We start from the raw sequence: 13,904 nt of genomic DNA, 5'->3' as shown, positions 1-13,904 counted from the left end.
GACGTGAACAGGCGCCCCTACTCCGACCAGGACCTGCCACGGCTCCAGGAAACCTTCGCCGGCTGGATCGCCACCGCCGGCAGATGCGGTTACGACCACGTCGGTGAGCTGCCGCACCGGATCTACGAGAACCTCCGTGGACAGCGTCCGGTCGGCGAACTCGTGCACCTGTGGGAGGACCGGGACACCGTCGTCGGTCTAGCCATCAATCTCCGCTTCGGTGCGGCGTTCGACGTGTTCACCGCACCCGCGTTACGCGGTACGCCCGCCGAGCTGCGCATGCTGCGCGACGCGTACGAGACCACCGCCGGCCTGCTGACCGGCGGATCCGGCGACGGGTACGTGCTGACCGACGTGTTCGACTGCGACACGACCCGGATCGGGCTGCTCGGTGAACTCGGCTTCGCCCGTTTCCGCACCTGGGACGACAGCAGGGAACGCGACCTGTCCGACCCCGTCGGCGACTCCCCGGTGCCCGCCGGTTTTGTGGTCCGCTCGGCGCGGATGGCCGACGCCGAGCAGCTCGCGGCGGCTCGCAACCACTCGTTCGACGACAACTGGACCGGGGAGCTGTACCGGACGGCGGTGATGGAGAAGCCCGGCTACCAGCCCGAACGGGAGATCGTGGTCGAGGCGCCGGACGGGCGGATCGCCGCGTTCGCCGTCTACTGGGTCGACGTACGCAACGGCACCGGGCACTTCGAGCCGGTCGGCACCCACCCCGAATTCCAGCGGCGGGGGTTAGCGCGGGCGGTGATGCTGCACGCCATGCGCCTGATGCGCTCGGTGGGAATGACCACCGTAACGATCAACCACGACGCCGAGAACCTGCCCGCCGCCCGCCTGTACGAATCCCTCGGCTTCCACCGACGCCACCAGACGTACGGCTACCACCGCCCATCCCCACCCCACCCGTAACCCCTCCTCCCGCCCCCAGCAGCGCGTCGATCTTGCACTTGTGGCGGTACGCAAAAGCGGATCATCAACGCTGTTCGGGCACCACAACTGCAAGATCGCGCCGAGTTTCGGTGGCTACGCGGGTGCGCTTGGTGCGGGTCCCGGTTGGGCACGAGGTGCTGGGCGCTGTGCCTGGGGATCGTGCTGCGGTCGGGGGTGGGATCCGGCTGATCGCGAAGAAAATCCACTTTGGTCGTAATCCGCCTAGCTGGTCCTAAAACCTCTCTCGTTCGACGAATCGTTCAGATACGCTGCAAATCGCCTGCCAGGTGACGTTATGTCACCGGCAAGTAGCTCTGCGTGTATCTGGGGCGACTCTCTGGAGGGGTCATGAGCAACAAGCGACGGCTGCGGCGAGGGCCGAAGCATGGCCATGCCGCTTCAGGGCTGAGTTCTGTCCTGCTGGCAGTCGGGATGACCGGTGGGCCCGCAGTCGCAGCGGAACCGGTGGAAGCGAAATCGTCTGCGCAGGACGTGCACATCGGTACGCCCGGTTCATTCGGCCAGTACGGCGGATGGCCGATGTCCTGGGCGACTGTCCGCGACGACGGCGGTGGACCTGACTACGGCCCGCAGGGCTGGCAGGGCCCCTGGGGTGGGCACGACGGGGGCAAATACCCGCATGACTCCAAGGGCACTCAGGGCCCCCAGGGCGTTCAAGGTGCTCAAGGTTTCCAAGGTTTCCAAGGCGATATGGGCGTTCATGGTCCTCAGGGCGTTCGGGGCGATGTGGGCGCCCAGGGCGCTCAAGGTGTTCCGGGCGCTCAAGGTCTGCAGGGCGCTCAAGGTCTGCAGGGCGCGCAGGGCGGTGCGGGTGTTCAAGGTCCTCAGGGTGTTCAAGGTGCCCAGGGTGACGTGGGTGCCCAGGGCGCTCAAGGTCTTCAGGGTGCCCAGGGCGGTGCGGGTGTTCAAGGTCCTCAGGGTGTTCAAGGAGCCCAGGGTGTTCAAGGAGCCCAGGGTGACGTGGGTGCCCAGGGGGCTCAAGGTGTTCAGGGCGCTCAAGGTTTCCAGGGTCCCCAGGGCAGTGCGGGCGTTCAAGGTCCGCAGGGGGACGTGGGTGCTCAAGGTCCCCAGGGCGATGTGGGCGCCCAGGGCGTTCCAGGTGCTCAGGGTGCTCAGGGTGCTCAGGGTTTCCAGGGCGCGCAAGGCGGTGCGGGTGTTCAAGGTCCCCAGGGGGTTCAAGGTGCCCAGGGGGACGTGGGCGTTCAAGGCGCTCAGGGCGCCGTGGGTGCTCAGGGTACGCAGGGCGATGTGGGCGTCCAGGGGGCTCAGGGTTTCCAAGGCACGCAGGGCGGTGCGGGTGTTCAAGGTCCCCAGGGGATTCAAGGTGCCCAGGGCGGTACGGGCGTTCAGGGTCCTCAGGGCGCCGTAGGCGTGCAGGGCGCTCAGGGTTTCCAGGGTGCCCAGGGCGGTGCGGGTGTTCAAGGTCCCCAGGGGGTCCAGGGTGACGTAGGTGCTCAGGGTCCTCAGGGCGACGTAGGCGCCCAGGGCGCCGTCGGTGCTCAAGGTGCTCAGGGCGCCGTGGGTGCTCAAGGTCCGCAGGGCGTTCAGGGTTTCCAGGGCGATGCGGGGGTTCAGGGTCCTCAGGGCGCTGCGGGTGTTCAGGGCGCCCAGGGTGATGTGGGTGCTCAGGGCGCCGTCGGTGCTCAGGGTGCTCAGGGTGCTCAGGGCGCCGTGGGTGCTCAAGGTCCGCAGGGCGTTCAGGGTTTCCAGGGCGATGCGGGGGTTCAAGGTCCTCAGGGCGTCGCGGGTGTTCAGGGCCCCCAGGGTGATGTGGGTGCTCAGGGCGCCGTCGGTGCTCAGGGTGCTCAGGGCGCCGTGGGTGCTCAAGGTCCGCAGGGTGTTCAGGGTTTCCAGGGCGATGCGGGGGTTCAAGGTCCTCAGGGCGTCGCGGGTGTTCAGGGCCCCCAGGGTGATGTGGGTGCTCAGGGCGCCGTGGGAGCTCAAGGCCCCCAGGGCGATGTGGGTGCTCAAGGCGCCGTGGGTGCTCAGGGTGCTCAAGGTCCGCAGGGCGCCCAAGGTTTTCAGGGCGTTCAAGGCGCCCAGGGTTTCCAGGGCGATGCGGGAGTTCAAGGTCCTCAAGGAGTACAGGGTCCTCAAGGCGACGTGGGCGCCCAGGGGGTTCAGGGTGCTCAGGGCGACGTGGGTGCCCAGGGCGTTCAAGGGGTGCAGGGTACTCAAGGTCTTCAGGGCACCCAAGGCGACGCGGGCGTTCAAGGTGCTCAAGGTTTCCAGGGTGCCCAGGGTGCCCAGGGTGCCCAGGGCGACGTGGGTGCTCAAGGATTCCAGGGCACCCAGGGCGACGTGGGCGCTCAGGGCGACATAGGACCCCAGGGAATCCAAGGTGCTCAGGGCTTCCAGGGCGACACCGGTGCTCAAGGTCCCCAGGGCGCCCAGGGTGCGCTGGGTTTGCAGGGCGTACAAGGACCGCAGGGCGACACGGGCGCGCAGGGACCGCAGGGAGTTTCCGGCAACGGAATTGATGCCGCCTACATTCAGGGCCCGCTGACTGTTATTGCTGACACCCCCGTTGATTTCGGGTGCCAGGCCGGAGACATTGCCGTCGGGACCGGCTATCAGCTCGCAGGTGCGGGCGTCAACCCGGTGCTGATCCAGCCGCTCTCGACCAGTGGCTACCAGTTCACCTTCACCGGCGGAGGTGCCGACATCTGGGTGTCCTGCATCTCGCTCGCCGCACCGCTGGCGTTGAGGGCTCCGGCCAACACGTCCGGCCGGGCGAAGGCCAACAGTACTAAGCCCAGCCGGCCGACCAGCAAGCCGGAGCGCCCCGTTATCGTCAAGGAGGAGAAATGAGCATGCGTCAGATATTCGGGTCACTCGCCTGTGGTGCGGTCCTGCTGACCGGAGTCGCGGCATGCAGCGACGAGCCTGCTGAGAAGCCGCAGGCGAGCAGTTCCAGCAGCAGTGACAAGGCGAATGGCGGCACCGATACCGGAGCCGCTGCGGCGGACCTGCTGAATCTCGGAGTCGAGCAGGGCCAGGCCGGTAAATTCGACGAGGCGAAGGGCACCTTCGAGAAGGTGCTGGCAGCCGAGACCAACAACAAGTTTGCCTGGTTCAACCTGGGTTTCATCGCCCAGTCGCGTAACCAGGCCGACGAGGCGGTCACCAACTACGACAAGGCGTTGGAGACCGACGCCAACTACAAGCCGGCCCTTTACAACAAGGCCATTGCGCTGGAAGGCAAGGACCCGAAGGCGTCGATGGACATTTACCGCAAGGTTGTGTCGATCGACGACAAGTCGTCAACCGCCTACCTCCGACTGGGCATACTGCTGTCCCAGGCCGGCGACGAGGCGGAAGCGCGCGACGCCTTCAACACGGCGGTCCGACTCGACAAGGGGCTCGCCTCAGCCGTGCCGGCGAAGTACCGCGCCTCGACCTCTCCGTCCCCGGCGGACAGGTGACCGGCTCAATGCGTACGCCGCGCGTAACGGTTTTCACGGGGAGCAACCGTACCCGTTTCATCGACGAATGTTTCCGATCGCTGGTCGCGCAGACCTTCACCGACTGGGAATGGGTGGTCGTGCTCAACCAGGGGTCCCGTTGGCGGCCCGAGAGCCACGACGACCGGATCCGGCTCATCGTCCAGGACAACCTCAACGGCGTCGGCGCCGTGAAGGCGTACGCCTGCGCCGAGGCCGCCGGGGACATCCTGGTCGAGCTCGACGACGACGACCTGCTCAGCAGCGACTGTCTGCAGGAGATCGTCGACGCCTTCGACTCCAACCCGGAGGTCGGGTTCGTCTACAGCGACACCGCGCAGATCCAGGAGGACGGCAGTCGGTGCGAAGACCGTTTCGCGACCTCGTTCGGCTGGCGGCACTACGACGAGAAGGTGGACGGCCGTGAGGTGCTGGTCTGCCGGGCGTTGCCGCCGACGCCGCACAATGTGAGCTACATCTGGTACGCGCCGAACCACGTGCGGGCCTTCCGGCGGGACATCTACGAGAAGGTCGGCGGATACAACGAGTCGTTCGACGTCGCGGACGACGCCGACCTCATGGCTCGGATCTACCAGGTGAGCGAGTTCCACCACATTCAGAAATGCCTGTACCTGCAGCGCATGCATGCCAAGAACACGCAGCGCATTCCGGATGTCAACGCCCGCATCCAGCAGCGTACGGTGGAGATCTATGACCGGAACATTCAACAGAATGCGCTGACCTGGTCGCGGCGGCAGGGGCTTCTGGCGCTCGACCTGGGTGCGGCCCACAACAAGCCGGAAGGGTATCTCGGTCTGGACTACCATGACGGGTCGGGTGTCGACATGGTCTGCGATGTGACGAAGGGTGTCGATCTTCCGGACAACAGCGTCGGAGTCATCCGGGCCGCGGACTTCCTGGAACACGTCCCGGACAAGATCGCACTGTTCAACGAGTTGTACCGCCTGCTCGCGCCGAACGGGATGCTGTTGTCGCTGACGCCCAGCACCGACGGTCGGGGTGCCTACCAGGATCCGACCCATGTGGCGTTCTACAACGAGAACTCGTTCTGGTATTTCACGGACGCCAACTATTCCCGGTTCGTGCCCGAAATAAAATGCCGATTCCAGGCGTCGCGGTTGGTCACGTACTTCCCGAGTGAGTGGCACCAGAAGCACAACATTCCGTACGTCTCCGCGAATCTCATCGCGATCAAGGACGACAACCTCCGCAACGGTGGCCTGCTGAACATCTGACCATCGGGCGGGTTCGTGGCGACGGACTGCCCTACGGGGAGGTTGCGAAGGCGGTCGGGCCGATCGAGTCGGCGGCGGAACGCAGCGACTCCAGCATCGCGGTGATCGCGCTCGTCCTCGCCAGGTCCGGCCAGGTGTACGCCGAGACCGTACGTCGCAGCACCGGCTCGACCCGTACGGCCACGACCTCGGGGTGCTGGAGGAAGGCGAGCACCAGACTCGGCAGCAGGGCGACCCCGAGACCCGCCGCGACCAGGCCCTGCAACGCCAGATTGTCGTCGGTGGCGCAGGCGATGCTGGGCGTGAACCCGCTCCCGGCACAGGCGTCGACGAAGCTGCTCCGGCACCGGGGACAGCCGGCGATCCAGGTCTCCTCGGCCAGGTCGGAGAGCTGCACGGACCGCCGCCCGGCGAGCCGGTGCCCGGTCGGCACCAGCAGGACGAGGGAGTCGACCAGCAACGGCACCTCCAGCATCCCGGCCTCGGCCGGGCCGTTCTCCGCCGGCCGGGTCACGTCGGACTCGTACGTGAAGGCGACCACCACGTCACACTCGGCCCGCCGGAGGACCTGGTACGACTCGGGTGGCTCGGCCTCCAGCAGCTCCAGCCGTACCTGCGGGTGGCGTTCCTTGAGCGCGGCGGCTGCGTACGGCACCAGGGTCGCGTTGGCGCTCGGGAAGGCGCAGACCCGTACGGTCCCGGTTTCGAGGGTGGCGACCGCCCTGACCTGCTGCTGGGCGACGGCCATGTTGTCGAGGATGTCGACGGCGTGCCGGGCCAGCGTGGTGCCCGCCTCGGTCAACCGCAGGGTACGCCCGACCCGGGCGAACAGCGGCCCGCCGACCGTACGCTCCAGCGCCTTGATCTGCTGACTCACCGCCGGCTGGGTGCAGTGCATGGCGCGGGCGGCGGCGGAGAACGAGCCGCTCTCCACCACCTGGCGGAACATCACAAGCTGGCGCAGGTCGATCACGGCGGAAGCATAACCACTGCTTATCGACCTTCCCGTTGGTCCGAACACGGGCTGTGACGGCCGCGACGCCGTCACCGGTCGAAACGGGACGCCCGATCCGTCAGGGAACGGCTAACCGACCAGGACCGGGAGGTGGTAGCGGCGGCGGATGCTGCTGCCGACGCGGGAGATGTCCGCGCCGTAGATGTGGATCGAGACGGCGGTGGCGGTGCCGGCGTTGCGTACCTCGTGGATGTCTCCGGGTGGGGCGATGCCGCAGACGCTCCCGGTCGGGTTCTCGGTCACCTCCGCCCGGGACAGGAACACGTCCCCCTCACGCTCGGTGACCTCGTACCGGACCTCGGACTCGACCCCGTCGACCACGCCGACCACGCACCAACAGAGGTGGTCGTGGATCGGGGTGACCTGTCCGGGGCGCCAGACGAGGGCGACGATGGAGAAGAGACCGTCCGGCTCGACGTGCAACACGTGCTGCACGTAGCCGTCCGGGTCGCCGGCCAACTGCTCCGGGGTGAGGATGTCCCGGGTCGGCAGGTGGGCTTGGAGGGCGGCGCTGACCAGGGCGGCGGTCTCCTCCGGTGGACAGACCCGGTTGGCGGCGGCCCGCACGCTGTCGACCAGGTTGCCGAGCTGCTCCGCTGACATCTTCGCCCCCTTCCGGCCCGAGCTGCGATGACTCGGACACCCAAGGGTCAGTGTGCGGACCGGGCGGTCGGCGTACCAATCGCGATTTCTTGGCCGGGTCAAAGCCTGGCTTATGGGTCGGGCCGGGAGCCGGTCGCGCCCGGCCCGGTCACCCGGCGGGACGATGCTCGGGCGGTGGCGTCCGGGCGGCCCGGTCGATCGCCTGGAGCAGCGCCGTGGCCGAGCCGGTGAGTCGCCGTCCGCGCGGCCAGACCGCCCGCAGGGTACGGGCCAGCCGAAGGTCCCGTACCGGCACTTCGACCAGGAGTTTCGCGGACAGTTCCATCTCCACCGCGTTCCGGCTGAGCACCGCCGGGGCGGTACCGGCCATGGCGGCGCCCTTGACCGCGGCGTTGGAACCGAGGGCCAGTTCGGGCGGTAGCGGGTCGAGGTCGGCCAGCGCCAGTTCCAGGGTCTCCCGGGTGCCGGAACCGACCTCGCGGACCACCAACCGGGTGCCGGCCAGCTCGGCCGGCTCCAGCGGCCGGCGCCGTCGCGCCCACGGGTGCCCCGGCGCTACCACCACGATCAACTGGTCGTGCCCGACGATCAGGCTGTCGAGCCCCTCCGGCACCGTCGGTCCCTCGACGAAACCGACGTCGATCCCCTCGTCGGCGAGGACCAACCGGGCCACCTCGGTCGAGTTGATCACCGTCAGCCCGACCCGGATGTCCGGGTACGTCAACCGCAGGTGGTGCAGCCACCGGGGCAGCAACGCCTCGGCGACCGTCATGCTCGCGGCGACCCGGAGTTGGGCGGCCCGCGCCTCACGCAGTGCGACCAGGCTGTGCTGGAACTCGTCCGCCGCACCGAGCAGCCGTACGGCCCAGCCGACGACAACCCTGCCGTCGTCGGTGAGCGGTGAACCCCGGTGGGTGCGCAGCAGCAGCGGCACTCCGGCCCAACGCTCCAGGGCGGCGAGCCGCTTCGTCGCCGACGGCTGGGCGATGCCGGCCGCCCGCGCCGCCTGACCGATGCTGCCGAGTTCGGCCACGTCGACCAGGAGTCGCAGGGTTTCGAGATCCGGAAGACCACTCATAGCCCCAGGCTATGACGTCGTTCGTGATCGAGGACTACTGCCGGCCGAGCTGTCGGCGCAGGCTGGGCCGGTGGGACCGGTATCGGGGGGTGACAGGGTGGCGGTAGCGGAACGGGTACGAGTCAGCGGGCGGGCACCAGCCCCGACCCCGCCCGGACCCACCGCCATCCTGCCCGGTCTCGCCCTCGCCGCCGCCGTCGCTTCGATCGGGTACGGCGTCAACCAGCTCGCCACCCCGGTCAGCCCGATGATCGTGGCGATCCTGCTCGGCGTCCTCGTACGCAGCCTCGGCGGCTACCGGGAGTGGATGCGCCCCGGACTGACCTTCGCCGCCAAGGGGCTGCTGCGGGCGGGAATCGTCCTGCTCGGCCTGCAACTCGTCGCCTCCGACATCGTCGACCTCGGGTTCGGGCCGATCGGCGTGGTGGTGGTCAGCGTCGCGGCGGCCTGGCTCACCACCCGGTGGGTCGGGCGCCGACTCGGGCTGCGTCCCGCCACGTCGCTCCTGGTCGCCACGGGTGTTTCGATCTGTGGTGCGTCCGCGGTGCTCGGCATGAACGAGGTCGCCGACGGCGAGGAGGAGGACGTGGTCACCGCCATCGGGGTGGTCACCGTCCTGGGCACGCTCTGCATGCTGCTCATCCCCGCCCTGGGACTGCTGTTCGGCCTGGACGACACGATGATCGGCCTCTGGGCCGGTGCCAGCATCCACGAGGTCGGCCAGGTCGTGGCGGTCGGCGGTGCGATCGGAGCGGCCGCCCTCGCCACCGCCGTCGTGGTGAAACTCTGCCGCGTCGTACTGCTCGCACCGCTGGTGGCGCTGGTCGCCATCGGCCGCCGTACCGCGACGGCGACGGTGGACGGGCAGCGTTCCGGGCCACCCGTCCTGCCCTGGTTCGTGGTCGGGTTCCTGGCGGCGATGGCACTGCGCTCCACCGGCCTGCTGCCGCACCAGGTGGTCTCCTCGGTGTCGACGGGCGCCGGACTGCTCCTGGCCGCCGCGATGTTCGCCGTCGGAACCTCGGTCGACCTGCGTACGGTCACCCGGAGCAGTGGACGGGCCCTGGCGACGGGAGCGGTCGGCACGGTTGTCCTGGCGGCCACGTCGCTCGGCGGGCTGCTGGTCGTCGCGACCCCCTGACGCTTCTCCGAACGAGAAGAGTGCGTTTCAATAACTGCTCCCGCGAGTACGGGAATCGTTTGTCCCCGGCCTATTCCGCACCGGCTCCGTGATCGTGGTCTTGCGTGATCGAGCAATGCCCTTGACCGACTCGGGTAGCCACAATGGAGCGGCGACCCTAACCTGTGCGGAGGCAAACAGCCGGCAGGTACGGGGAAAAGAGGCGGTTATGCGGGGGATTGACAGTCGGGAGGTGAACCCGGCGAGCGACGTGATGCGGGCTCCGGATCCGTACGGCGCCACCTCTCCGGGTGAGTTCGTCAACGCGATGCGCGCGTTGAAGGAGTGGTCGGGCCTGACCTACCGGCAGCTCCAGCGCCGGGCGGCGGCCGTCGACGAGTTGCTGCCGCACAGCACGATCGCCGCCGCACTGAGCCGGAACACGTTGCCACGCGAGGACCTGGTGACCGGCTTCGTCCGCGCCTGCGGCCAGGACGAGGCGACCGCCGCCGGCTGGCTCACCGTACGGAAGCGGATCGCCGCAGGTCTGCCCGTGCCCGCCGCGGTCGAGGCGACCCCCGATTCGGGTACGGACGAACCGCCGCCCCTCACCGCCGTCGCCGAGCCCGCCGAGGTGGAACCGGCTGTGGTTGGGCCGGTTGAGGTTGCGCCGGCTGAGAGGCCGGTTGAGGTTGCGCCGGCTGAGAGGCCGGTGGAGGTTGGGGCGGCTGTGGTCGTACCCGAGGAGGAGCCGGCGGCGGACGACGGGCCTCCACCGGGGGACGCGACGGAGCAGGAGTCGACCCCGGACCGGGCCGGCGCCGAACCGGCCGTTCCGTCGTTCGCCTCGGGGACGTTGGCGTCGACGGTCGCCCGGCGGAAGAAGGACGAGTGGGTCGGCACCCACCGGTACGACCCCGCCGTCGACGTGCCGCGCCCGGCCGGGCTGCGCTGGCTGGTGCCGCCGATCATGTACCGGACGGGTTGGGCGACCCGCGTCCTCTCCGCCGGGATCGTGGTCGTCCTCGTGTTCGTCGCCGCGGCGGTCACCGTACGGATCATCCGCGAGGTAGGCGGCGACGACCCCGGTGCGATCCCGTCGACCCTGGCCGAGGCACCCGAGGGCGACGAGCCCGCCGAGACCGGTGACGCCCTCGACGACGGCGCCGGTGGAGTCACGCCCCCGGCCCCGACCACGGGACCCACCCCGACCCCGGCCCCCGGTAGCGCACCGGCCCAGCCACCGGCCAAACCGCCCACCCCGAAGCCCACCACCCCGAAACCCGCCCCCACCACGGCCGCCGCGCCAGCCCCGGCCAACGGCAATCCGGGTACGTTCGCCGGTGTCTACCGGATCCGTCCGGCGCACACCGGCCTCTGCGTCGGTGAAGGGCCAGAGCTGTACAAGTCGTCCGGGCGGACCGTGCTCGGGCAGCAGAGCTGCGGATCGGCGGGACCGCCGACGATTCTCGAACGGGTCAGCGGCAGCGTCTACCGGATCAAACTCGACCATCCGACGAACGGCATCGGATGCGCCACAGTGGACGAGGGAGGGACCGGCAGCGAGGTGCTGCTCGCCGGGGCCAACTGCGGCGCGAGCCGGAAGGACCAGCAGTTCACCCTGGAACCGGTCAGCACCCCGTCGGCCGGTCACCGGATACGTTCCGTCGCCGGCAGCAGCTATTGCATCGGGGTCTACCGGGGCAGTGGCGACGTGGGAGTGCAACTGATCCAGACCCGCTGCGACGGCGGTAAACACCAGGTTTTTGCCATCGAGGCGCGGTGAAACTGCAGGCATTGCCATCGTTCCAGTCGGGCGGCGTCGGCCGATCGGTCCTTTACAGCGATGACCGGGCAGGGTGAACTGTTGCGTGGCATCGAACCCGCTCTCTGACCGTACGAACGGCAGGTGATCGGGACCATCACGGGGGTGAGGTAATCGTGTCGACGCACGACAGTGGTGCGCGCGAAGAAGGTGACGCCCTGCCGGGGCCACCGGAGGCGACGGCATCCGCGGCGACGTTCGTCAGGGCGATGCGCGCGTTACGCCAATGGTCGGGCTTCACGTACCGGCAGTTGCAGGGCCGGGCCCAGACGGCCGGGGACGTGCTCCCGCACAGCACCCTCGCGGCCGTACTCGGCCGGGGCACCCTTCCTCGGGAGGAACTGCTGCGCGCGTTCGTACGCGCCTGCGGCGGTTCCGAGGCGGTGGTCGAGCAGTGGGTGGCGATCCGCAAGAGCATCGCCGCCCGAACCGAGCAGCCCCCAGCCGACCAACCCGAGTCCTTGCCGGCGGCAGAGCCTCCGGCGTCTGCGGACAAGCCCGTGGTTGCGGAGGAGCTTTCCTCGGTGGCGAAGCCGGGGACCGTGGTTGCGGAGGAGCGCACTGCCGACGCCGCTCCCACCCCACTCGTGCCATCGGCAGCCGGTGAACCCGTGCCATCGGCAGAGGGGGAACCCTCTGGGGAACTGCGGGCGGATGTGCCCGCGGAGGTGTCGACGGACGAGCGGCCGACAGAGCCACCGACCGACGAGCCGACGGACGAGCCGGCAGGGGAGAAGAGTGGCGACGCCGGGGACGGGTGGCCGACAGCGCAGCCCGCGTCACGGCCGCTGGCTGCCGCGACCGCTCTCCAGGAGCGTTACCGGTGGACGGGCGTACATCGGCGGGACCCGGCGGTCGACGTGCCGAGGCCGGCGGGACTGCGCTGGCTGATCCCGCCGATCATGTACCGGACCGGCTGGGCGGCACGGGTGCTCTCCGGGGCGTTGGTGCTGATCCTCCTGCTGATCGGCGTCGGTGGGGTGCTGCGGTACCTCCGTCCCGCACCCGACGACGGCTACCAGCCCGGCGTCGAGGACCCGTACGCCCTGGACGACGAGCCGGGGGAGGAGGAGGGCGTCGACGTACCGGTGCAGGACGGCACGCCCGATCCCGCCCCGAACGCGCCCGCGTCGACCGTCACGCCAACCCCGGCCACGGCCACCTCCACCCGACCCCCGGTCAGCCCGACTGCCGTACGGCCTACGACGGCTCGGCCCGGAACCACCGCCCCGACGACCCCGGCCAGGGGGAACGAGCCCGTGGGGGCACCGGCCCCACAGCCCAAGCCGGCGGCCACGCCGTACCTGACCGCCTCCGTGAGCACCGAGTGTCGGGGCGGCGGGAGCTGGGGCTTCTCCATCTCGGGGACGTTGCACAACGCGTCGGTCGGGTACGACCCGCACGGGGGCGTCGACCACCAGAACGGCACCATCTACGGCTATCCGATCAGCGGGGACGGCTCGACCAGCTTCTCCGGGACCGTGCCGAAGTACTACGGCCTGGACCACGAGCTGACGTCGCCCACGGCGGGTTGGGAACTGGAGGTCTGGGTCAACGGGGACATGATCACCGGCACCCGGATCTCCAAGTCGGGTACGGTGAGCCGCCCCTCGGGCTGCTAACCCCGACGTGACTGAACTGCCCGTTTGTCCGGCGATCCACATCACAATCATCCGCCGGGGCTACCCGTAACCGGGACCGGCCGGTTGAATTGCGGCGTCTCCGCGAAAGCCTCGCGAATCCGCGAATATTCATTGGGATGCCCCGTGCCGTCAGAGAACCTGACCAGGACCACCGAGTTCATCACCGCCGAGCTGAACTTCCAGTACGTCGAGATCATGTCCGAGCGCGGCCGGACCGAACTCGGTCTCACCGGCGCCCGGATCGGCGGCGGTGCCGCGCTGGCGATGCGGAACGACCCCACCGACGGTGGCTGGAACAAGACGATCGGCCTCGGTTTCACCGAACCCGTCAGCGCGAAACTGATCGGCGAGGTTGTCGACTTCCACCGGGAGCACGGCAGCCCGTCGGCCCAGATCCAGCTCGCCCCGGAGGTCCTGCCCCCGGACTGGGACGACATCCGCGCCGCGTACGGGCTGACCGCTGGGGACGCCACGGTGAAGCTCGTCGGCGACGTGGACGACTTCAAGCCCGGCACCACCGACCTGCGGGTGGGTCGGGTCGGGGTGGAGGACGCCGAGGAGTGGGCGAGCATGCTCGAAGAGGTCTTCGGCCTGCCCGAGCAGTTCAACTCGTCGCTCGTCGCCGCCGTCGGGCGCCCGGACTTCCTCACGTTCGCGGCCTGGGACGGGGACACGATGGTCGCCGGTGCCGGCCTCTTCCTGTACGGGGAGTTCGCCTCGCTGCACAATGGGGCGACCCGGGAAAGTCACCGCAACCGTGGCGCACAGTCGGCTCTGCTGACGGCCAGGGCGCAGGCCGCCGCCGAGGCGGGTGTCCGTTGGCTGTTCAGCGACACCGGCAAGCCGGCCGAGGGCGAGTCGAACCCGTCGCTGAACAACATGATCCGCTCGGGGCTCACCCCGATGTACGACAACCAGAGCTGGATCTGGCGCCCCGAAGGCAACACCACCGCAGGCTGAC

12 protein-coding genes are annotated in these 13,904 nt (G+C 69.2%); 8 read left to right on the top strand and 4 right to left on the bottom strand.

What is annotated here, in order from left to right; translation table 11 throughout:
• The first annotated feature begins 3 nt into the window (after positions 1 to 3).
• Positions 4 to 918, top strand: a complete 915-nt coding sequence (locus OIE47_RS12320) for a GNAT family N-acetyltransferase (RefSeq protein ID WP_326561635.1) — start codon at positions 4 to 6, stop codon at positions 916 to 918.
• A 534-nt stretch (positions 919 to 1,452) separates the two neighbouring features.
• Here the strand turns inward: OIE47_RS12320 and OIE47_RS12315 are convergent.
• Positions 1,453 to 3,381, bottom strand: a complete 1,929-nt coding sequence (locus tag OIE47_RS12315) for a hypothetical protein (protein ID WP_326561634.1) — start codon at positions 3,379 to 3,381, stop codon at positions 1,453 to 1,455.
• Here OIE47_RS12315 and OIE47_RS12310 point away from each other — a divergent pair.
• From OIE47_RS12310 to OIE47_RS12300, 3 genes are read left to right on the top strand one after another with little or no spacing between them, the layout of a single operon-like run.
• The gene (locus OIE47_RS12310) at positions 3,367 to 3,771 is read left to right on the top strand and encodes a hypothetical protein (protein ID WP_326561633.1); all 405 of its coding nucleotides are present in this window, start codon (positions 3,367 to 3,369) and stop codon (positions 3,769 to 3,771) included. The two genes, OIE47_RS12315 and OIE47_RS12310, sit on opposite strands and share 15 nt — an antisense overlap.
• Positions 3,768 to 4,385: a tetratricopeptide repeat protein gene (locus OIE47_RS12305; protein WP_326561632.1), complete on the top strand. Its 618-nt coding sequence runs from the start codon at positions 3,768 to 3,770 to the stop codon at positions 4,383 to 4,385. The genes OIE47_RS12310 and OIE47_RS12305 overlap by 4 nt, the downstream gene beginning before the upstream one ends.
• A gap of 8 nt (positions 4,386 to 4,393) precedes the next feature.
• Positions 4,394 to 5,659: a glycosyltransferase gene (locus tag OIE47_RS12300; protein ID WP_326561631.1), complete on the top strand. Its 1,266-nt coding sequence runs from the start codon at positions 4,394 to 4,396 to the stop codon at positions 5,657 to 5,659.
• A 31-nt stretch (positions 5,660 to 5,690) separates the two neighbouring features.
• Here the strand turns inward: OIE47_RS12300 and OIE47_RS12295 are convergent, their stop codons facing one another.
• From OIE47_RS12295 to OIE47_RS12285, 3 genes are all read right to left on the bottom strand, one after another.
• Positions 5,691 to 6,632, bottom strand: coding sequence for a LysR family transcriptional regulator (locus OIE47_RS12295; RefSeq protein WP_326561630.1), 942 nt, complete (start codon positions 6,630 to 6,632; stop codon positions 5,691 to 5,693).
• A gap of 111 nt (positions 6,633 to 6,743) precedes the next feature.
• Positions 6,744 to 7,277 carry a cysteine dioxygenase family protein gene (locus OIE47_RS12290; protein ID WP_326561629.1) on the bottom strand — a complete coding sequence of 178 codons (534 nt, stop codon included), beginning with the start codon at positions 7,275 to 7,277 and terminating at the stop codon, positions 6,744 to 6,746.
• A gap of 148 nt (positions 7,278 to 7,425) precedes the next feature.
• Complete coding sequence (locus tag OIE47_RS12285; RefSeq protein WP_326561628.1) at positions 7,426 to 8,355, bottom strand: LysR family transcriptional regulator; 930 nt, start codon at positions 8,353 to 8,355, stop codon at positions 7,426 to 7,428.
• Positions 8,356 to 8,452: 97 nt separating this feature from the next.
• Between OIE47_RS12285 and OIE47_RS12280 the strand changes: the two genes are divergently transcribed.
• The 4 genes from OIE47_RS12280 to OIE47_RS12265 all read left to right on the top strand — a co-directional run bounded on the left by OIE47_RS12280 (position 8,453) and on the right by OIE47_RS12265 (position 13,903).
• Positions 8,453 to 9,496, top strand: a complete 1,044-nt coding sequence (locus OIE47_RS12280) for a YeiH family protein (protein WP_326561627.1) — start codon at positions 8,453 to 8,455, stop codon at positions 9,494 to 9,496.
• Between the two features lie 208 nt (positions 9,497 to 9,704).
• Entirely contained in the window at positions 9,705 to 11,261 is a 1,557-nt protein-coding gene (locus tag OIE47_RS12275; protein WP_326561626.1) for an RICIN domain-containing protein, read from the top strand.
• A gap of 155 nt (positions 11,262 to 11,416) precedes the next feature.
• Entirely contained in the window at positions 11,417 to 12,922 is a 1,506-nt protein-coding gene (locus OIE47_RS12270) for a hypothetical protein (protein WP_326561625.1), read from the top strand.
• Positions 12,923 to 13,066: 144 nt separating this feature from the next.
• Positions 13,067 to 13,903 (top strand): GNAT family N-acetyltransferase, encoded by an 837-nt coding sequence (locus OIE47_RS12265; protein ID WP_326561624.1) that lies wholly within the window; start codon positions 13,067 to 13,069, stop codon positions 13,901 to 13,903.
• The last annotated feature ends 1 nt before the right edge of the window (position 13,904 follow it).

It is taken from the genome of Micromonospora sp. NBC_01796 (assembly GCF_035917455.1).
Classification (GTDB): Bacteria; Actinomycetota; Actinomycetes; order Mycobacteriales; family Micromonosporaceae; genus Micromonospora_G.
Note: the sequence above shows the minus strand (reverse complement) of the source record. Positions and strands in the feature narration are given on the sequence as shown.